19 protein-coding genes are annotated in these 18,601 nt (G+C 69.8%); 5 read left to right on the top strand and 14 right to left on the bottom strand.

Annotated elements, in window-relative coordinates:
* Positions 1–9 precede the first annotated feature (9 nt).
* Complete coding sequence (locus tag HNR15_RS00180; protein WP_179478091.1) at positions 10–768, bottom strand: metal-sulfur cluster assembly factor; 759 nt, start codon at positions 766–768, stop codon at positions 10–12.
* Between the two features lie 4 nt (positions 769–772).
* Positions 773–1,816, bottom strand: a complete 1,044-nt coding sequence (locus HNR15_RS00175) for an amidohydrolase family protein (RefSeq protein WP_179478089.1) — start codon at positions 1,814–1,816, stop codon at positions 773–775.
* 203 nt (positions 1,817–2,019) lie between these two features.
* Here HNR15_RS00175 and HNR15_RS00170 point away from each other — a divergent pair, with 203 nt between their 5' ends.
* The 3 genes from HNR15_RS00170 to HNR15_RS00160 all read left to right on the top strand — a co-directional run bounded on the left by HNR15_RS00170 (position 2,020) and on the right by HNR15_RS00160 (position 5,071).
* On the top strand, positions 2,020–3,405 hold the full coding sequence (locus HNR15_RS00170; protein ID WP_179478087.1) for an AAA-type ATPase lid domain-containing protein: 1,386 nt from the start codon (positions 2,020–2,022) through the stop codon (positions 3,403–3,405).
* Between the two features lie 21 nt (positions 3,406–3,426).
* The gene (locus tag HNR15_RS00165) at positions 3,427–3,756 is read left to right on the top strand and encodes a putative quinol monooxygenase (RefSeq protein ID WP_179478085.1); all 330 of its coding nucleotides are present in this window, start codon (positions 3,427–3,429) and stop codon (positions 3,754–3,756) included.
* A 250-nt stretch (positions 3,757–4,006) separates the two neighbouring features.
* Positions 4,007–5,071 (top strand): phytanoyl-CoA dioxygenase family protein, encoded by a 1,065-nt coding sequence (locus HNR15_RS00160; protein WP_179478083.1) that lies wholly within the window; start codon positions 4,007–4,009, stop codon positions 5,069–5,071.
* Positions 5,072–5,146: 75 nt separating this feature from the next.
* Here HNR15_RS00160 and HNR15_RS00155 read toward each other — a convergent pair whose 3' ends face one another.
* The 12 genes from HNR15_RS00155 to HNR15_RS00100 all read right to left on the bottom strand — a co-directional run bounded on the left by HNR15_RS00155 (position 5,147) and on the right by HNR15_RS00100 (position 17,030).
* Positions 5,147–6,565 carry an amidase gene (locus tag HNR15_RS00155; protein ID WP_179478081.1) on the bottom strand — a complete coding sequence of 473 codons (1,419 nt, stop codon included), beginning with the start codon at positions 6,563–6,565 and terminating at the stop codon, positions 5,147–5,149.
* A 103-nt stretch (positions 6,566–6,668) separates the two neighbouring features.
* Positions 6,669–7,904 carry an MFS transporter gene (locus tag HNR15_RS00150; protein ID WP_179478079.1) on the bottom strand — a complete coding sequence of 412 codons (1,236 nt, stop codon included), beginning with the start codon at positions 7,902–7,904 and terminating at the stop codon, positions 6,669–6,671.
* 54 nt (positions 7,905–7,958) lie between these two features.
* Positions 7,959–9,608 carry a phosphoribosyltransferase family protein gene (locus HNR15_RS00145; protein ID WP_179478077.1) on the bottom strand — a complete coding sequence of 550 codons (1,650 nt, stop codon included), beginning with the start codon at positions 9,606–9,608 and terminating at the stop codon, positions 7,959–7,961.
* Positions 9,599–10,252 carry an HAD family hydrolase gene (locus HNR15_RS00140; protein ID WP_343048595.1) on the bottom strand — a complete coding sequence of 218 codons (654 nt, stop codon included), beginning with the start codon at positions 10,250–10,252 and terminating at the stop codon, positions 9,599–9,601. The genes HNR15_RS00145 and HNR15_RS00140 overlap by 10 nt, the downstream gene beginning before the upstream one ends.
* Positions 10,253–10,275: 23 nt before the next feature.
* Positions 10,276–10,866 carry a TerD family protein gene (locus HNR15_RS00135; protein WP_179478073.1) on the bottom strand — a complete coding sequence of 197 codons (591 nt, stop codon included), beginning with the start codon at positions 10,864–10,866 and terminating at the stop codon, positions 10,276–10,278.
* Entirely contained in the window at positions 10,863–11,999 is a 1,137-nt protein-coding gene (locus tag HNR15_RS00130) for a DUF475 domain-containing protein (protein ID WP_179478071.1), read from the bottom strand. The genes HNR15_RS00135 and HNR15_RS00130 overlap by 4 nt, the downstream gene beginning before the upstream one ends.
* Positions 12,000–12,057: 58 nt before the next feature.
* Positions 12,058–12,645: a TerD family protein gene (locus tag HNR15_RS00125; RefSeq protein ID WP_179478062.1), complete on the bottom strand. Its 588-nt coding sequence runs from the start codon at positions 12,643–12,645 to the stop codon at positions 12,058–12,060.
* Between the two features lie 61 nt (positions 12,646–12,706).
* A complete protein-coding gene (locus HNR15_RS00120) occupies positions 12,707–13,699 on the bottom strand; it encodes a hypothetical protein (RefSeq protein ID WP_179478060.1) in 993 nt (330 codons plus the stop codon).
* Positions 13,696–14,262 carry a TerD family protein gene (locus HNR15_RS00115; RefSeq protein WP_179478058.1) on the bottom strand — a complete coding sequence of 189 codons (567 nt, stop codon included), beginning with the start codon at positions 14,260–14,262 and terminating at the stop codon, positions 13,696–13,698. The genes HNR15_RS00120 and HNR15_RS00115 overlap by 4 nt, the downstream gene beginning before the upstream one ends.
* Positions 14,263–14,275: 13 nt before the next feature.
* Positions 14,276–14,794 carry a hypothetical protein gene (locus tag HNR15_RS00110; RefSeq protein WP_179478056.1) on the bottom strand — a complete coding sequence of 173 codons (519 nt, stop codon included), beginning with the start codon at positions 14,792–14,794 and terminating at the stop codon, positions 14,276–14,278.
* A 3-nt stretch (positions 14,795–14,797) separates the two neighbouring features.
* Positions 14,798–16,057, bottom strand: a complete 1,260-nt coding sequence (locus HNR15_RS00105; RefSeq protein ID WP_179478054.1) for a toxic anion resistance protein — start codon at positions 16,055–16,057, stop codon at positions 14,798–14,800.
* A 139-nt stretch (positions 16,058–16,196) separates the two neighbouring features.
* Positions 16,197–17,030, bottom strand: a complete 834-nt coding sequence (locus tag HNR15_RS00100; RefSeq protein ID WP_179478052.1) for a LysR family transcriptional regulator — start codon at positions 17,028–17,030, stop codon at positions 16,197–16,199.
* Between the two features lie 70 nt (positions 17,031–17,100).
* On the opposite strand from HNR15_RS00100, the gene HNR15_RS00095 reads away from it, so the two are divergent.
* Positions 17,101–17,985 (top strand): NAD(P)H-binding protein, encoded by an 885-nt coding sequence (locus HNR15_RS00095; protein ID WP_179478050.1) that lies wholly within the window; start codon positions 17,101–17,103, stop codon positions 17,983–17,985.
* 45 nt (positions 17,986–18,030) lie between these two features.
* Positions 18,031–18,591 (top strand): NADPH-dependent FMN reductase, encoded by a 561-nt coding sequence (locus tag HNR15_RS00090; protein ID WP_179478048.1) that lies wholly within the window; start codon positions 18,031–18,033, stop codon positions 18,589–18,591.
* Positions 18,592–18,601 lie beyond the last annotated feature (10 nt).

The following is an 18,601-nucleotide window of genomic DNA, read 5'->3' as shown; positions in this document are numbered from 1 at the left end:
ACCTCTTTCTCAGGACAGGACGGACAGGGGCAGCAGCGGGTGGGCGTCGTCGGCGCGCGGGACCTGGTCGTCCTCCGCGCCGGGATACCGGGTGGCGAGCAGCCCCCGGCAGAAGTGGGCGTTGCCGTCGACCGAGATGCGCACCGAACGCGCCCGCCGAAGAACGGGACTGGCCTGCTCGCGGGTCGGCCGGGTGCCGTCGTCGTTCAACAGCACCGATGCGTCGGCATCGACCGGCAGACCCAGCGTTTCGCGGCGGTGTACCAAGGCCTCCGTGCCCGAATCGTCCGGCAGGTCACCGAGGCGCACGTCGGCGAGGTCGGCTTCGGTGCGCGTCGGGTCGGCCCGCAGGTACGCCGTGAGCGCACGCTCCATCGCCGCCGTGTGCGCCTTGCGCTGGAACGTCGCCCGCAGCTCGTCCAGGTTGTCGAGCGCCTCGTGCTTGAACGTGCCCTTGTAGCCGGCACCGGCCGCGAGCCCGCGGTTGATCAGGTCGGAGTCGTGGTGGTCGTCCAGCTCGACGACCACGTGCTCCACCCCGTCGACGGCGGACACCGCGTCGTACGCGTCCGACACCATCAGCCACGCGAAGTTCGGCGAGCAGAACGACGTCGGCAACCGCAGGTGCACCTCCACGCGCCGGCCGTCGACCGCCACCGACGCCACGAACCCCAGGTCGGTGACCGGTTCGTCGAGCTCGGGATCGATCACGGTGTCGAGCGCGCGGCGGACGTCGTCGTACCGCGCCCCGGTGAGTACCGCGCCCATCCCGTCAGACCGAGGCCAGGTCGGCGGACTCCGGCTCGCGCGGGCCGGTCTTGGTCTCGTCGGCGTCCGGTACCTGCAGCTCGGTCGGCACCGGGATGTCGTAGAGCTTGGCGGCGTTGAGGCCGAGGATCTTCTTCTTCTGCTCCACGGTCAGCTGGCCGTACTCCGTCATGTCCGACGGGATCTGGAAGTCCACGAACTGCTCGACCAGCCACTTCGGCGTCCACAGCGCGTAGTCGCTGGAGAAGAAGATGCGGTCCTCGCCGAGCCAGTAGATGAGCTCGCCGATGATCTGGGCGAAGTAACGCGGCCGGGTGTGGATGAACGGCATCGCGACCGCGAGCCCTGCGTAGACGTTCGGCTCCTGGGTGGCGATCCAGCAGAAGTCCTCCAGCCGCGGCAGGCCGCAGTGCTCGACCACGAAGTTGAGGTCGGTGAAGTCGGTCGCCGCGTGGTCCACGTCGGAGACGTCGAACGCGTCCCGGTCCAGGGGGCGGATCGTCGGGCCCTTGTGCACGTGGATGTTCTTGATGCCGAGCTCCTGGCAGAGCTCGAAGTACCGGTAGGCCCACGCGTCGGACAGCTTGTAGCCGCGCGAGTCCCCGTGCCACTCGGCGGTGTAGAGCTTCACGCCCTGGAGGTCGAAGCGCTCCGCGTCGGCTCGCAGCTGGTCCAGGCCGGCCTCGCCGTTGCGCGGATCGAAGCTGTGGTTGTAGGTGAGCTTGTCCGGGTGCGCCTTCGTCAGCGCGGACGCCTCCTCGGTCTGCCCGAAGCCGTTCTTGTAGAACTCGCCCAGGTAGGCGGGCTGGAAGATCGCGTGGTCGACGTACCCGTCCTCGAACAGGTCCTTTATCAGCCGGTCGCCGCCCTGGTAGAGGTAGTCCTCGTACGGCCAGACCTCCGACTCCGGGCTGAGATTGCGGTGGTAGTCGTAGAAGCAGTCGATGAACTGTTTGCCGTGCACGTTGAGCTGGTTCTCCGGGCGGGCATCCCACAGCGCCACGTGCGCATCGAGGATGAAGTAGTTCTCGCCGTCCTTGGTGTACATGGATCCTCCTAGACCTGGGGTTCGCAGCAGCAGGGGACAACGCGCGCGAACGGGTTCACACTGGAGACGCTAGGTGTGATGCACGCCACACCGACCAGGTGCGGTGTCTCACTTTGAGACAGGGTGCGAAGGGCACGTCCGTGGGCGAAGAACTCTCCGGCTCAGGCCCGGGCGGACTGCCCGGATCAGGCAGGTCTGGCCGGATGCGCGCGTCCTGGGCCCGCAGCGAGCAGTACGGCGTCTCCCCCGAGGAGGTCGCCGAGGTGTACGCCGACGAGTTGCCGACCGGGTCGCTCTTCTTCGAGTGCGGCGCTCGGGTGCTGCAGGGGCTGCGCACCACGCTCGCCGACGAGCCGGTCGGTGTGATGCTCACCGACCCGCACGGGCTCGTCCTCACCCGCTGGTCCGACGACAGCCGCATCGAGCACTCGCTGGACCGGGTGCACCTGGCGCCCGGCTTCTACTACGACGAGCGGACGGCGGGCACCAACGGCCTGGCGCTGGCCCTGGCTGATCAGGTGCCGGCCCTGGTCCGCGGAGGCGACCACTACGTGGCGCCGCTGCGCCGGTACACCTGCGCGGCCGCCCCCGTGATGGACCCTGGCGACGGGCGGCTGCTCGGCTGCATCAACCTCACGACCTGGTCGCAGACCTCCTCGCACCTGCTGCTCGCCCTCGCGCAATCGGCGTCCGCGAACACCACCTCGCTGATGCAGGTGCGCAGCGTGGGCCTGCACGAGCAACCCGCGCCGCGCGGCGAGGTCTTCCACGTGCTCACCGGCGAGCGCCCGCTCGGCGCGGAGGACCCGTGCGTCTCGATCGGGTGGAGCGCCGCTCGCGCCGAGACCATAGCGGCGCTGGCGACCGGAGGCCTGGTGGCGGTCGTCGGCGAGTCGGGCAGCGGACGTACGACGCTCGCGATGCTCGGCAGGCGCGCGGGCAACCGTCGGGGCAGGGTGCTGGTCGCCCGAGCGCCTCGACCGTCGGACGTCTCCGGCTGGATGGCGCTGTGGTCACCGGAGCTGCGCGCCGACGACATCGGCGTCGTGGTCTCAGCGGCAGACACCCTGCCTTCCTGGGCGGCCACGCAGCTGGTGGCGGACGCCGGAGGCCGGGATCGGCGCCCGCATCCCCTCATCGTCACCGCCACGTCGTACGAGACGATCCCCAGCCCGTTGAGGGAGGCCGTGCACACGGTGGTCGAGGCGCCGCCGCTGCGGCACCGCGCCGACGACGTGGCGCCGCTGGCGGCGTTCTTCGCGCGGCAGTTGCGCCACCGCGACGTCGGCTTCACACCGCGGGCGATGCGGGCGCTCGGCGCCGCATCGTGGCCGGGCAATGTCGCGGAGCTGCGCACGGTCGTCCGCGACGCCGCCGCGCGCAGCGACCTGGTCGACGTCCGCCACCTGCCGGCCGGGGTGGTGAGCGGCGGCGACCACGTGCTGACCCGGATCGAGGCCTTCGAGCGGGATGAGATCGTGCGGTGCCTGGCGGCGCCGGGCGCGACCGTCGCGCACGCGGCGACCGAGCTGGGGATGTCGCGCGCGACCCTCTACCGCAAGATCTCCCGATACCGGATCGCGCTCTGATCCCGCGGTTACAGTCGATCGATGATCTTCATCGTGGTCAAGTGGACCGTCCGGCCCGAATCCGCGTCGCGGTGGTTGGACATCGTGGACGACTTCACGCAGGCGACCCGCGCCGAGGACGGGTGCCTCTTCTTCGAGTGGAGCCGCAGCGTGGACGCCGACAACGTCTTCACCCTGGTGGAGGCGTTCGAGGACTCCGATGCCGGCGCACGGCACGTGCAGAGCGAGCACTTCAAGACGGCGACCGCGATGCTCGGCGACCATGTCGCATCGACACCGCAGATCGTCAATTTCGAGACGCCGCAGCATGGTTGGGGCGAGATGGGCGAGGTCACCCCTACCTCCGCGTAGGGGACCGTGGACCGCGCCGGAGCTTGAGAGCGTCGTTCCTCGACCTTTTCGGGACTCGCCGACGCGGTTGGCGCGACGCAGGCGTCGACTCGACCATCATTCCTGCCACAGGGGTCGGGGGCCGGCAGCGTCCACCTGAGACACACAGTGCAAAGGCATGTCACCACACATCGAGGTGGTGGACCATGGGGTCTGAGCTGCAGCCGTGTTCGACGCGGCTCGGACTGACGAACACGACCGGGAGGTTTGTATGTTTGAACAAGCGTTGGCGGATCTGGACGTTGCGGAGTTCTGGCGCAAGGGGTACGCGATCCTGCCCGACGTCTACACCGACGCGGAGGTCGAGCAGATGCGCTCGGAGGTGCGCGAGCACTGCGGGTCCGGCGGTGGGGAGCTGGCGACCTCGCCGATGCGGCACGTCCTCGCAGACGGTCGGATGGCCGCGGTCGCGAAGAAGCTCCTGGACACCGACGAGGTGTTGTACGGCGGTGACAGCTCGGCCACCATCAACGGCGTCATCCGTGCCTGGCACAAGGACAACACCGACCGCCTGGACCCGGACGCGCCCGACTGGGACGACCGGTACACGCAGCTGCGGTTCGGCATCTACCTGCAGGACCACACCGAACACACCGGCGGGCTCAACCTGAAGGTCGGATCGCAGGACATCTGCGACCTGGAGACCGGACCGACGCTCTACTGCCAGAACAGCCCGAACGACCTGTTGGTGTGGAGCATGCGGATGACCCACTCCGGCGCGGGCACGCTGCTCAAGGACCCGAGCGCGCGGTTCCCCGAGCCGGACGAGTGGAACGCCTTCCCGCCGGAGGAGGTCGCACCCGCGCACGACGAGCGGATGGCCGTCTTCGCCCACCTCGGCGCGAACGACAAGCACGGGCGCCGGTACCTGGACTACCTCAAGACCCGCACCTACATCGTCGACGCGTGGCGCAAGCGGCCGTTCACCCCGCAGATCATCGACGAGCTCGCGGCGGTCGGAATTGTCGTTCGCGACATGCCTGCCGAGGTCAAGGACGACAAGCGCGCGGGCCTGTCGAAGCTCTGGGCGCCGTACTGGTACCCGGGCAAGGCCGAGCCGGTGGCAGCCGCACCCGAGCCGGCCCCCGCCGCCGCTCCGGCTGCCGCCCCCGCACCGGCTCCCGCCGCCCCGTCGGGGACGGCCCCGAGCCAGGCGTTCGCGCGGCGCTACGGTCGCGCCGTCAAGCGCCGGGCCAGTGGGATCGTCTCGGGCGCGAAGCAGGGCTGGCACGATGCCGAACCGAAGGCCAAGAAGGCAGCGCGCGCCGGCCGGTAGCAGTCCCCTCCGGCCACAGCTGCCGGATCGACAGCGAGCCGTCGGACGGTGACGTCCGACGGCTCGCTGTCTTTGTCAGTCCTGGATACGACGCCAGGGGTGAGCGGCCTCCACCTGCAACGCCAGGCGCAGTAGCAGTGCGTCGTCGCCGTGGGTGCCCGACACCATCGCGCCGATGGGCAGGCCGTCGGCGGTCTGGCCCACCGGCAGGGAGATCGCCGGCGCACCGGTCGCGTTGTGCAACGGGGTGAACGCGCACAGGTCGACGAGCCGCTCGAAGTGCAGCGCGGGATCGATGTCCGCGCCGAGGTAGCCCAGCTGGGGCGTCGTACCGGTCAGCACCGGCGACACGATCAGGTCCGGACCGCGGTACATCTGCACCCGTGAGACGACGTCGGAGGCGAGCAACCGCGACAGCGAGACGGGCATTTTGAGCAGCCGCTTCCTGCCCTGCGCGCCCAGGTACTTGGTGAGCCCCTCCAGCCGCTCGGGGTCGTACCCCTCACCGAAGATCCGGTCCGTGCCGCTGGAGGCCAGCAGCCCGAGCAGCATCCAGTACGACGAGAAGTCGTCCTTGAAATAGGACGGCAGCTTCAGCTCGTACGGTTCGACATGGTGGCCGAGGTCCTCCAGCCGGCGCGCGAATCCTTCAATGGCAGTGCGGGTTTCAGGATCGGTGCGGGTCTGCACGGCCGGTGAGTCGATGAGCAGCCCGATGCGCAACGGCCTCGCCTGCGGCTGGTCGACCAGCCCCATCGGCTTGAGCAGCCGGTTGCGGTGCACCTGCTCGGCGGCCGCGAAGAAGCCGGCGACGTCGCGCACCGAGCGGGCCAGCACCGACTGGCTGACGACGCGTACGGGCATCACCCGGTCCGCGGTCTCGATCCGCAGCCTCCCACGGGTCGGTTTCAACCCGATCAGACCACAGGCGTGCGCGGGGATCCGGATGGAACCACCGCCGTCGTTGCCGTGCGCGATCGGCACGACACCCGCCGCGACGTACGCCGCCGAACCACCCGAGCTGCCGCCGGAGGAGTACGACGTGTGCCACGGGTTGTGGGTGCTGTACTCGAGGGTCTCGGTGGAGCAGGTCCACCCGAACTCCGGCATCGTCGAGGTGCCGATCGGGATGAGCCCGGTCGCCCGGAACTGGCTCGCGACCGGGCCGTCCTTCGGGTGCGGGGTCATCGCGAACGCGCGAGACCCCTGGGTCATCGGCATCCCGCCGACCATGATGTTGTCCTTCAGCAGTGTCGGCACTCCGGCGAACGCGCCGCCGGCACCGTCGGCCGCCCGTTTGCGCGCCCGGTCGAAGTCCTCGAACCGCAGTCCGCTGAGGTGCTGCTCGACGGCCTCGCTGCGGGCGATCGCGGCATCGACCGCCTCGCTCGCGCTGATCGCGCCGGACGCGATGCGCGCCGCGACACCGGTGGCGTCGTCCTGCCCGAGAGCGTCGTCGGTGAAGGCATGCACCCGCTGCGTCGTGGTCTCCATCTGCTCAAGCTACCGGTGAGTACGCCGTCGTGGGCCCGGTTCACGGTGGCACGGCTAAGTCCGAGGGACACAGGAAGACGTGTGTCCCTCAGTGATACCTGCGTCACGGTGCAGGCCGCCAGGTGTCCGGACGCCCGAGCGCGACGACCTCGCGGTCGGTCAGCAGCGGCACGAGGCTGAGGAAGAGGAAGACCGACCCGGCGAGCATCGAGCCGACGTCGCCCAGGGCGATGATGAGGACACCGGCCACCGGAGGCGCCAGGGGCGCGAAGCCGAGCGCGACCAGCCCACTGGCGGCGTTCACCCGGGCCTGCAGGTGCTGCGGAGTGGCGTTCGAGATGTAGGCCGAGATGGCCGAGTTGTTCGCCGGGAGCAGCAGGAACCCAGCCGCGAAGAGCGCGCCTGTCACGACGACGTTGATGGTGAGACCCATCGGCGCGACGAGCAGTGCGAGTGCCAGGCCGGTCACGATCGTCAGCAGGCCGCTACGGAACCGGGCGACGATCGTGGGCGCGATGACGGCACCGAGGAGTCCTGCAGCGGCCGCGCAGGTGTCGACCAGCCCGATCGCTGCCGGCGTCACACCCGCCCGGACCAGGCGCAGGGTCACCGCCGTGAACACGTACGCCATCGCGAAGTTGAACAGCCCGCCCCACAGGAGCACGGACCGTACGACGTGGTGGTGCCAGACGAAGTGCACGCCCGCACGGGCGTCGGTCAGCAGGGAGTTGCCGGTGGGTGCGTCGGACCGCAGATCGGTGCGCAGCCGGCTCGCTCCGGCGGCGTACGCCAGGTAGCTGACGGTGTCCACCACGAACGGGACGCTGCGGGCGATCGAGTAGAGCGCGCCGCCGAGCGGTGGGCCGACCAGGCTCGCGACGTGGTCGCGCGCCTGCAGTCGGGTGTAGGCCAGCGGCAGCTGTTCGGGCGGGACCACCTGGCGCACCGAGGCGGACGAGGCCGGGGCGAGGAACGAGTCGGCCAGTCCGAGCACGAGGCCGGCGATCATCAGATGGGCCAGCACGAGGTGGCCGAGCAGCTCCGCGGCGGCCAGACTCGCGACGGCGAGTGCGGCGGTCAGGTTGGCGAGGACGATGACCCGCCGCTTGGCCCACCGGTCGACCAGCGCGCCGGAGACCAGCCGGCCGGCCAGCTCTCCGACGAGCACCGACGTGGCCGCCACTCCCGCGAGGAGCGTGGACCCGGTGAGGGCGTAACCGATGAGCGGGAAGACCAGGCCGGTCATCGAGGAACCGATGGAGGATGCCGTCTGACCGAGCAGCAGGACCATGAACGCGTGGTTGCGGTGCAGCGGCCCCGGCTGTCCGTCAGTGCTCATGCAGGTCAGCCCCCTCTCGACCGTCGCCGCAGCCTACGAGATGGCGGCTCCGGGTCAGTGCCGAATCGCGGCCAGACCGCGCAATCGGCGTACGCCGTCCGCGAACTGCTCGACGTCGGCGAGGTGGTCGGCCTCGATCGCGTCGCCGACCCATCGCAGCACCTCCGGAGGCGCCTGCTCGACGAACCTCACCAGTTCCTCGGGCGGCAACCGGAGCACTCGCCGGCACACCCTGGCGTTGGGCACGAAGTCATCGGCTCGCACGATCGCCAGCAGGTCGTCGAGCCCCTCGACCGCCGCGGCGTTCAGCATCGACTCCAGTTGCGGTGCCGTCGCGAACGCGGCGGCGTCCACCAGGTAGAGATGATCGATCCACCGCGCGCCCGCCGCGGTGAGGCACGCGTTCATCGCGCGTTCGTGGGTCCCGGTGACGCGGATGTCGTCCAGGGCGACCACGAGCTCGCCGCGCAGGTCGGCGCCGTCCTCGACGTACATGCAGTCGTCGCGCAGCGCGGCGTCCCGATCCGCCGGGCTCATCGCCGCGTAGTCCCCGGGCGTGCGACCCGAGCGGTGCACCCGCAGCTCCCGCACCTGCAGTCCCGGCACCAGCTCCGCGAGCGCCGCGACGAACGGGGCCACCAAGGCGGCCGCCGCCGGCGGGACCGCGGCGTATCCCGACCCCGTCACCCAGACGCGCGGCGTCGAGGACAGATCGTGGTGGTCGGCGTACTGCTGCGCGAGAAGCCGGGCGAATCGAGCTGCGACGGAACCGCTCCCGTGCTTGAACCGGCTGTACGACGCCGCCCCCACTGGGCTGTCCTCGCCGGGGAGCGCCGTGTCGCGGGGGTGCAGTCGTGCGAGGGCGTAGCGGAACTCGCCCAGTCCTGCCCGCAGCGTCGCGACCCCGGGTGCGTACGCATCGGCGAACGCGGCGCCGGTGGCGAGCACCCCGTCGTACATCTGCAGGAGCACCGGTTGCGGGCAGCGCGCGACGAACTCGGCGAGATCGGGGCTGGCGAGCGCGAACTTGAGGAAGCGGATGGTGAGGCAGAAGCGGTCGGCCTCGATCGCGGGCAGCAGGTCCAGCGGTGACTCGACTGCCGTGTGGTTGAGGACCCGCTCCACATAGGGGGCGGCGGCCAGCTGTGTGGTGCACACCGCGACGTACGCCGGCAGCACCGTGACGGGGCCCGCACTCGACAGGGCGGACACGATCGTCTGCTCGGCCAGCCCGGTCACGCGGACGTCGTCGACGACCACAGCGACGCACCCGGCCAGCGACTCGCGCACCTCGAATCCGATGCCGGCCAGCTCCGCGCGCCGCTGCTGCTCGCTGGAGGCGGCGTAGTCGCCGGCCGTGACCGAGTCCTTGCGCACGTGCACCAGACGACCCGGCGGAAGCCCGCGGGACGCGCGCGCGTCGTCGACCACGGCCAGCGCCTCGGACGCGAGATACCAGCACGCGGGAGGCACCGCGAGATACGCGACGGGGAAGACGGGCACGGCGTCGGCGAGCAGCTCGTCGCCGTGCTCGTGCAGCAGGTGCCTGCCGAGGCGCACTCCGAGCCCGTGGATCGCGGCGCCGTCGCCGTGCTTCATCAGGGAGTACGCCGCGTGATCGAAGTAATCGTGCGCGTCGAGGGATCGCACGTCGTCCGGAGTGCCCGTGAGGGTCCAGAGCGACGTCGGTGTCGTCAGAGGCATGCCATCGTCTGCAGCCGCGCCGCGAGCGCCATCCCGTCGGGCTCGACGAGCAGGGTCTGCAGCCCGGCGGCCCGGGCTCCTTCGACGTCGGCGACAGGGTTGTCGCCGATATGCAGCACCTCTCCAGCGGGCAGACCGACCAGGTCCACCGCGACGTCGAAGATCTCGCGCGACGGTTTGGCGGCTCCCACCTCGTTCGAGAAGACCATCCACAGATCATCGGCGAAACCCGCTAGCCGCAGCAGCTTGCGCATCAACTCCCCCGGAAGCATGCCGGTGTTGCTGGTCAGCACCACCGGCATCCGCTCGGCGACCGCGCCCAGCAGACTCGGCAGCGAAGGGGTCAACGGCCGCGGCGGTTGGGCCGACGCGAGCTCGGCCTGGCGTGCCAGGAGGTACGCCGATCGGTCACCGAGCGCGGAAGCACCGACCCCCAGCCGATCCAGGACGAGCCCCACCCGCTGGTCGAATCCGACGTCGCGGCCGGTCGCCATCGACAGCTCGTCGCCGTCCCGGTCGGCCGTGCGCAACGCGACGTCGAAGTCGCCCGCGGCGACGCCCGGAGCCAGCGCGGACCGCAACATCTCGTTGCGCGCCGGCTTGAACGACGGGTCGCTGCCGATCAACGTGCCCCAGATGTCCAGGCTGAGGGCGCGCGGGTGCCGGCTCAGATCGCCGAGAGGGCGAGCGGCACCAGTTCCTGCGCCACCCGGCCCTGACCCGGCTGACCGATGGCGGTGAAGCTCCAGCCGGAGCCGGAGCGGGTCAACTTGGCCATCACCATGGCGGTGTGCGGCCCCGTGCCCGTCAGCTCGTAGCGGACCAGCTCGGTGTCGCCGGCAGCGGAGTCGACCGCGCGGACGAAGGCGTTGTCGATCTCGGTGAAGTTCTCGCCGCTGTAGGAGTTGACCACGAAGACGATCTGCTCGACCGATCCCGCGACGGCCGGCAGGTCCACGATGATCGACTCGTCGTCGCCGTCGCCGGCGCCCGTGCGGTTGTCACCGGTGTGCTGGATCGAGCCGTCGCTCGATCGCAGCTTGCCGAAGTAGACGATGTCGAGCACGTTGCCCGCGCCGATCAGGATGGCCGAGGCGTCCAGATCGATGTCGCGCTGCACCTGCTTGCTGCCGCCGAAGAGACCCTTCTTGGTGACGATCTTCGCGTCCCAGCCGAGGCCCATCCGGACACGCGTGAGCGATCCGCCGTCCTGCTTGGCCAGGTTGACCGACTGACCCTTGTTCAGATTGATCGTCATTGTTTCGATGCTCCGTTCACGGCAGACGCCGGTGTCTGGTCGATGGATTCGGTCCTGTGCTGGTCGTGGTCGTCGCGCTTCTTGTTCTCGCGCACCGAGGTGAGCCAGGCCGCGAGGATGAAGGCGATGCCGGTGCCGCCGATGACGACCTCGCCCAGGTGGAACTTGATGGTCAGGATCAACATGACGGCCAGTGCGCCGATGGCCCAGTGGGCGCCGTTCTCCAGGTAGCGGTACTCGGCGAGAGTGCCGTTGCGCACCAGGTAGACGGTCAGCGAGCGGACCGCGAGCGCCCCGACGCCGAGGCCCATGGCGATGATGATCGGGTCCGGGGTGATCGCGAAGGCCCCGATGACGCCGTCGAAGGAGAACGTCGCGTCGAGCACCTCCAGGAAGAAGAAGAGCGACAGCGCGGCCTTGCCGGCGAGCAGGATGGTGCCGCGGGCGTTGGTCTGCTGCTCCAACTGCTCGTCCTTGGCCGCCTCCTGGTCCTCCATCACCGAGGACAGACCGTTCACGGCGAGGTAAAGCACGATGCCGAGGACGCCGGAGAAGAGCACGGTCGCCTTCTCCCCGCCGGTGGTGAGGAACTCGGCCGCGACCAGCAGTCCGATGCCGGCCACGATGACCCCGAGCATGTCGAGGGCGCCGATGCGCTGCAGCGCCCGCTCGATCGGGCCAAGCCAGTGCACTTCCTTGTCACCGTCGAACATGAAGTCCAGGAAGAGCAGCAGCAGGAACATCCCGCCGAACGCCGCGATGGCCGGGTGGGCCTGGTCGAGGATGTAGCCGTAGGTGCCGGGGGTGTTGTGGTTGCCGCGTTCGAGCGCGAGATGCACGGCCTGCACCGGGCTGATCTGCCCGGAGAGGCAGACGATGACGAACGGGAAGATCAGCCGCATGCCGAAGACGGCGACGAGCACACCGACGGTCAGGAACATCTTCTGCCAGAAGTCGTTCATCTTCTCCAGGTACTTGGCGTTGACCGCCGCGTTGTCGAAGGAGAAGACGATCTCCAGCACGATCAGGATCGCGGTCAGGGAGACCGCGTCGACCCCGTCGTAGAAGAAGGCGATGACGAGCACGACCGCGGCGACGACGAAATCGACACGGAAGTGTTTGAGCGTGGACATGAGGTCCCTTCAGGGAGTGGGAGGTACGACGGTGACGGCCGTCGTACGCCGGGGCGTGTCAGCCCGCGGAGATGCCGAAATCGGAGATGACGCCGGCCAGGCCGGAGGAGTACCCCTGCGCGACGGCGCGAAACTTCCACTCGGCGCCGTTCTTGTAGAGCTCGCCGAAGATGAGCGCGGTCTCGGTGGAGGCGTCCTCGCCCAGGTCGAAGCGCGCGCCCTTCTCGGCGTTGTTGGCGTCGTCGGCGTCGAAGAAGCGGATGTAGGCGTCGGAGACCTGCCCGAAGTTCTGCGCACGGGAGTCGGCCTGGTCGATGGAGGCCAGGAAGACGATCTTGGCGACGTCCGGTGAGACGGCCGCGAGGTTGACCACGATCTGCTCGTCGTCCCCGCCGCCCTCGCCGGTGCGGTTGTCACCCTGGTGGTTGACCGAGCCGTTGTCGCCGGACAGGTTGTTGTAGAAGACGAAGTCGAGGTCGGTGCGCACCTTGCCGTCCTGGCCGCAGATCAGCGCCGAGGCATCCAGGTCGAACGGCGCGCCGTCGGTCGTCCGCGGGTCCCAGCCCAGCCCGACCACGACGTTGGTCATGCCGGGGGCTGCCTTCGCCAGTGAAACGTTGCCGCCCTTGCTCAAGCTGACTGCCATTGCCGATTCCTTCGTCTCAGATCGATCACCGCGGGCCCACGAACGACGAGAGCCCCCTGCCTCACACCAACGGGGTCGCGGGGTCGCGCCACGTCAGGTCCGTATAACCGTAGGCCCCGCACACCTGTTGCAACGTCCCGGAAAACGGATCCAGTTCCGCCCGCAGCACAAGTCGTCCCTGGACGACGTACGCGGTGAGCAGCGCCTGGGCGCCCAGGGTCGCCCTGACCGGCAGCGGGATCTCCATCCGGGAGCCGCCGTACGTCGTGACCACGAGCGTGCCGCCGGGTAGTCGGGGCGCGACGGCGACCACGAGCAGGCGGGACAGGGACAGGATCCGGCGCAGGTCGATCTCGACGCCCTGGCCGCCGCAGCGCACCATCGGTCGCCGTGGGTCCGGGCCCTGCCGGTTCAGGGTGCCGAGCACGATCGACTCCTGCCGGTCGATGGTCTCCAGCACGCACCCGAGGTCGAGGTGCTCGCCCGCGCCGAGGGCAGGTTCGATACGCAGTCGCCCGACCGCGGACTGCATCCGGGTGAGGTGGACCACCCGGTCGGCTGCGCTCAACACCCGGCGCTCGTGCTCGGTGATCGTGGGCAGCCGCAGGTCGTAGGGCTGCTCCCTGGTGTGTCCGCCCAGCGGCGCGACCGGCCGGCGGGGCGCCGAGGTGTCCGGGGCGGCCGGCCCGTCGCCGCCAAGATCGAGGGAGGTGCTGGAGGTGGACGTCGGGGTGGGAGCGGCCGGTTGATCGCCACCGAGGTCCAGGGAGGTGCTGCTCGCACCGGGGGCCGGGATGGACGGCGTGGATGCGGTCGGTGCGCCGAGATCCAACGACGCGGTCGGAGCCGGCGTCGGCGACGACTCTGGCGCAGGACGCTCTCGACCCGGGCGCACCGAGCGCCCGGACAGGAAGTCCGCGACCGCCGTACCGGACGGTGCAGGGGTCGGGACCGCGGAGGCCTCGGATGCGGTCGAGGCTGCTGCGGGTGCGGCAGCCGGTGCCGTGGGCCGGACCCGGCGACGCAGGTAGGGCAGGTCGGTGCGGGTGGTCACAGCGAGACGCCGAAGTCCTTGGCCACGCCGGCGAGTCCGGTGGAGTAGCCGGCGCCGAGCGCCTTGAACTTCCACTCCTCGCCGCGCCGGTAGACCTGCCCGAGGGCGACGGCCGTCTCGCTGTCCAACCCGGCGGCCAGATCGACCGTCTGCAGGAGCACACCGCCACCGTCGAGGTTGAGCACTCGCAGCGTGCACCGGCGCAGCTGCCCGAGGGTCCGGCGACCGGTCACTCCCTCGTTGACGTAGACGACCACCACGATCCGGTCGACCTCCGGCGGGACGGCACTCAGCTCGATCTCCAACTGCTCGTCGTCGTCGCCGAGCGCCTCCTGTAGCTGCGCGGTCGACAGGTCGGCCGACACAAGCTGGTTGAAGTAGACGACGTGGTCGTCGGACAGGGCCTTGCCCCGCTGGTCGCACAGGATCGTCATCAGGGTCAGCGCGTCGGCGAGCACCCGCTCGGGGCCGGCGTCCCAGTCGACGCCGACCACGACGCCGCGAAGGCCCGGATTCTCTTTCGTGAGAGAGGCGTTCGCGCCCTTGGGCAGGGCGGTCACCATGCGGTCGCACCGTTCACAGGTCGAGCTCCGAGCCGCCGAACTTGTCCTGCAGGAACCGGCCGTGCACCTGCAGCGCCTGCAGGTCGCGCTCATTGCTGGCGGCCGCCAGGTCGCCGACGCTGGCGCGCAGGGTGGTGAGCTGCTCCACGACCGCGTCCGTGGCCGCGTGCACGGCCGGGTCGCCTGCGGCGCGCACGGCTCCGATGTAGCTGCGGATCGATCCCGGCACGTAGTCGATCAGGACGGCGTGCACCGCCACCCGCACACCGATGTCCAGGCGATCGACCTCCGGGGAATCCAGCACGCTCGCAACGGTATCCGTCACGGCCCGCGCGAGCACCACTGCGATGGGCGGCAAGTCGCCGGCGCTCGCGTTGATCTCCAGCACGAGGGCCTGGGTCTGCTTCCTCAGAGCCGGTACGCTGTCGTCGTGCTCCCGGGCAGCGCCCGGACCCGGCCCCGTGGAGGCGGCCGGGTCGCGGTGCTGCCCGGGCTGCTGGTCCGGCTCGAAGAGCCGGGAGAGCAGACCCACGGCTCAGGAGCCGATCTGACCCTGCGAAGGCTGGCCCCCGCCGAGCTGCGCGCTGGTCGAGGCGTCCATGCCCTGGGAGCGCATCGAGCGCTCCAGGTAAGGCTTGGCGCGCTCGACCTGGCCCTGCAGCGCCGTGATCGTCTGCGCCATGTTCGCCGTGGCCTCGGTGCGGAAGGTGTCGATGGCGTCCATCGTCTGGAAGACGTTGTCGAACGCCCGCTGCAGCTTCTCCACCTCGACACCGCTGCTCGCGGCCTGCTGGTTGATCTCGGCGCCCTGCTGCTTCAACTGCAGCGAGGTCGACTCGATGAGGTTGGAGGTGGTGGTGTTGAGCGAGGTGATCTGGTCCAGCACGAGCTTCTGCTGCGCGAGCGCCTGCGACACGATGACCGCCGTACGCAGCGCGGCGACCGTCGTCGTCTGCGCCCGGTCCACGCCGCGGATGAGCTCCTGGTTGTTCTTGCGCACCAGGTCCAGGGCGAGGTAGCCCTGCACCGACACGGCCATCTGGGTCATGATGTCCTGCCGCCGCTGACGCACCGCGAAGAGCACGTCGGACTTCATGGTGTCGGCCTCCTCGGTCTTCCCGGCGGCCTGCAGCTCGGCGATCTTCTGCTCGATCGCAGTGTCCAATGCCGTTGCGAGTTGGTTGTATTCGCCCAGCTTCTGCATGGCCTGCCACATGTTGCCGCGCTCCATCTCGATGGAGGCGTTGTCCTTGCGCAACTCGTCCTGGCCGGAGGCGAGCGCCCGGATGATGGCGTCCAGGTGCGACTGCGCGGACTGGTACTTGGCGAAGTAGTTGTCGATCTTGCTGCCGCCGGGCAGCCACTTCAGGACCTTCTTCATGCCCTTGAGGTCCGCGCGGTTCGGGTCGAGGTCGGTGACGGTGCGGCGCAGGTCGATCAGCGTGCCGCTGACCTTGCCCTGCGGGCTGGTCTTGTCGCCGGACGAGGCCGCCGGACGCTGCAGCATCCGGTTGGAGACCTCCGAGGAACGCCGGATGTCCGAGTCGCCCATCAGCACGATCGAGTTGACCTTCTCGGTGAACGCCGGTGCCTTCATGTCCATCGAGGTCAGCTCGGTCACGAAGGACTGCGCCTTCTTCTCGATCTCGGTCTGCGCCTCGGGCGCGACCTTCACGGCCTGGACGGCCTGCTGCTCCTGGACGACGGGTGCGGGGGCGGGCGCTTCGAGCACCAGCGCGTCGGGCGCGGGCGTCTCGGGTGTGCGGCCCTGGCCACTCAGATCAAGTTCGGACATCTTCGGTGCCTCCTCTGGGGGGCGTTGTCACCGCCCCCGAATCATTACCCACTCTAGGTAAGACGCTTCGCGGGCAACCACGGGTTCCGCCACGACGTTCGTCATGACTTCGATCCGATCCCCTCAGCGGGGCTCCCGGTCAGTCGACGGCGGCGAGCCGGGTCGCGGCAGGGGCGAGGGTGCGGGTGGCCACGGCCAGGAAGTCCTGCACCCGGCGCTCGCGCCTGCCCCGCGGCACGACCAGGCAGGTCTGCACGTGCTCCGCGTCGGTGACGGGACGGTGCACGAGGTCCGGGCGCAGATAGGACTGGGCGACGCTCAGCGGCACCACGGCGATGCCGTCACCGGAGGCGATGAGCTCGAACTTCTCCTCGGCCGAGGAGGTACGGCGTGCGTGCGCGTCGAGGATCCGCTCCCCTTCCAACTCCGCCAGGGTGAGGCTCCTGCGCCGGGCGAGCGGGTGTGACACCGGCAGGCAGGCCACCCTGGGCTCGGTGCCGATCGGCACCGAGCGCAGCCCGGTCTCGTCGAACGGGCGCCGCAGGTAGCCGATGTCGGCCCGCCCGTCGCGTAGCGGGACATCCTGCTCCCACCACTTGAGCGGCAGCAGCGCGATCTGCACCTCCGGGCTCTGCGCGGCGTACGCGCGCACCGCATCGGACACGTGCAGCCCGGTGGCGAACCCGACCACCAGTCGGGCCACCCCGCGGTCGGCCTCGTGCACCCGTCGGATCGACGCGTCGACGGTGGCGAACACCGAGCGTGCCTCCTCCTGCAGCTGCCGCCCGGCGGCCGTGAGTTGCACACTGCGGGTGGTCCGCGTGAGTAGGGAGCACCCCAACTCCTGCTCGAGAGCCCGGATCTGCCGGCTGAGGACAGGTTGGGCGATGTAGAGCGACTCCGCGGCCCGTCCGAAGTGACCGTGCTCGGCCAGCGCCGCGAAGTACCGCAGCTTGCGAAGGTCCAGATCCATGCCTTCAGGGTATCAATTAGTTGGCAATAGGTATTGGACGTCCGGGTCGCGGTGCCCGCACCGTTGACCCATGATCGTGATCACGACGCCCACGGGCGACATCGGTAGTCAACTGCTCCAGCGCCTCGCCGCGAGCACCGAGGAGCTGCGCGTCGTCGTCCGCGACCCCGCTCGGCTCGCGACCGACGTGCGCGACCGGGTCGAGGTCGTGCAGGGGTCGCACGGCGACGCCGAGGTGGTCGACCGCGCGTTCGCCGGCGCCGATGCGGTGTTCTGGCTCGTGCCCCCGGACCCGGCGGCCGCCAGCGTGGATGCGGCGTACACCGGCTTCACCCGGCCGGCGGCGGGGGCGTTCACCCGTCACGGTGTGCGGCGGGTCGTCGGCGTCTCGGCGCTCGGCCGGGGCACGCCGATCGCCGGCCGGGCCGGGCTGGTCACCGCCACCCTCGCGATGGACGACCTCATCGCCGGTACGGGCGTCGCCTACCGCTCGCTCGCCAACCCCGGGTTCATGGACAACCTGCTGCGCCAGGTGGACTCGATCCGCGACCGAGGGGTGTTCACCGACGTCGTCACGGCCGATCGGCGCACGCCCATGGTGGCCACCCGGGACATCGCCGATGCTGCTGCGCGACTGCTGCTCGACACGACATGGTCCGGTGTCGACACCGTCCCGGTCCTCGGACCGGAGGACGTGTCACCGCAGGACATGGCGGGCACGATGTCCGAGGTGCTCGGTACGCCGATCCGTTACGAACGGGAGTCCTTCGACGCGCAAGCCGCGAGGATGTCCTCTTACGGGGTGGGTGCGGCGTTCGTCCAGGGCATGACCGACATGATGAGCGCCAAGGAGGCCGGGCTGGACGCCGGCGTGGCGCGTACGCCTGAGACGGCGAGCCCGACCACCTTCCGCCAGTGGTGTGAGCAGGTGCTGAAGCCGGCCGTGTCGGGCTGACCGATCCACCCCGCGCCGGGTGTGCGGGGTCCTACGCTCAGGGTCATGAGCGCCCTGCGGATCGCCGTCGTCCTGTGCAGCACCCGTCCCCAGCGGGTCGGTCCCTCCGTCGCGAAGTGGGTGATGGACCAGGTCGCGGAACGGGACGACGCGACGTACGAGCTGGTCGATCTCGCCGACCAGGGTCTGCCGTTGCTCGACGAGCCGGAGCCCGCCTCGTCCCAGGCCTACACCAAGGACCACACTAAGGCCTGGTCGCGCAAGATCGCCGGCTACGACGGTTTCGTGTTCGTCTTCCCGGAGTACAACCGCGCCCTGCCCGCGGCGTTCAAGAACGCGCTCGACTTCCTCTACGTCGAGTGGAACGACAAGGTCGCCGGCCTGGTCTGCTACGGCTCCAGTGAGGGACTGCGCGCGGCGGAGCAACTCAAGCAGGTGCTCGGGGAGCTGCAGATCGCGACCGTCCGCGCGCAGGTGGCCATCTCGACGTACGACGACATGGAGGACTACTCGAAGATGGCGCCCCGGCCCTACCAGGCGGGCAACCTCAACACGATGCTCACTCAGCTCGTCCGCTGGGGCGGCGCCTTGAAGACATTGCGCTGACCGCAGCAAA

Source organism: Allobranchiibius huperziae (assembly GCF_013410455.1).
GTDB classification, from domain to species: domain Bacteria; phylum Actinomycetota; class Actinomycetes; order Actinomycetales; family Dermatophilaceae; genus Allobranchiibius; species Allobranchiibius huperziae.
This window is presented reverse-complemented; position numbering and strand designations above follow the sequence as displayed.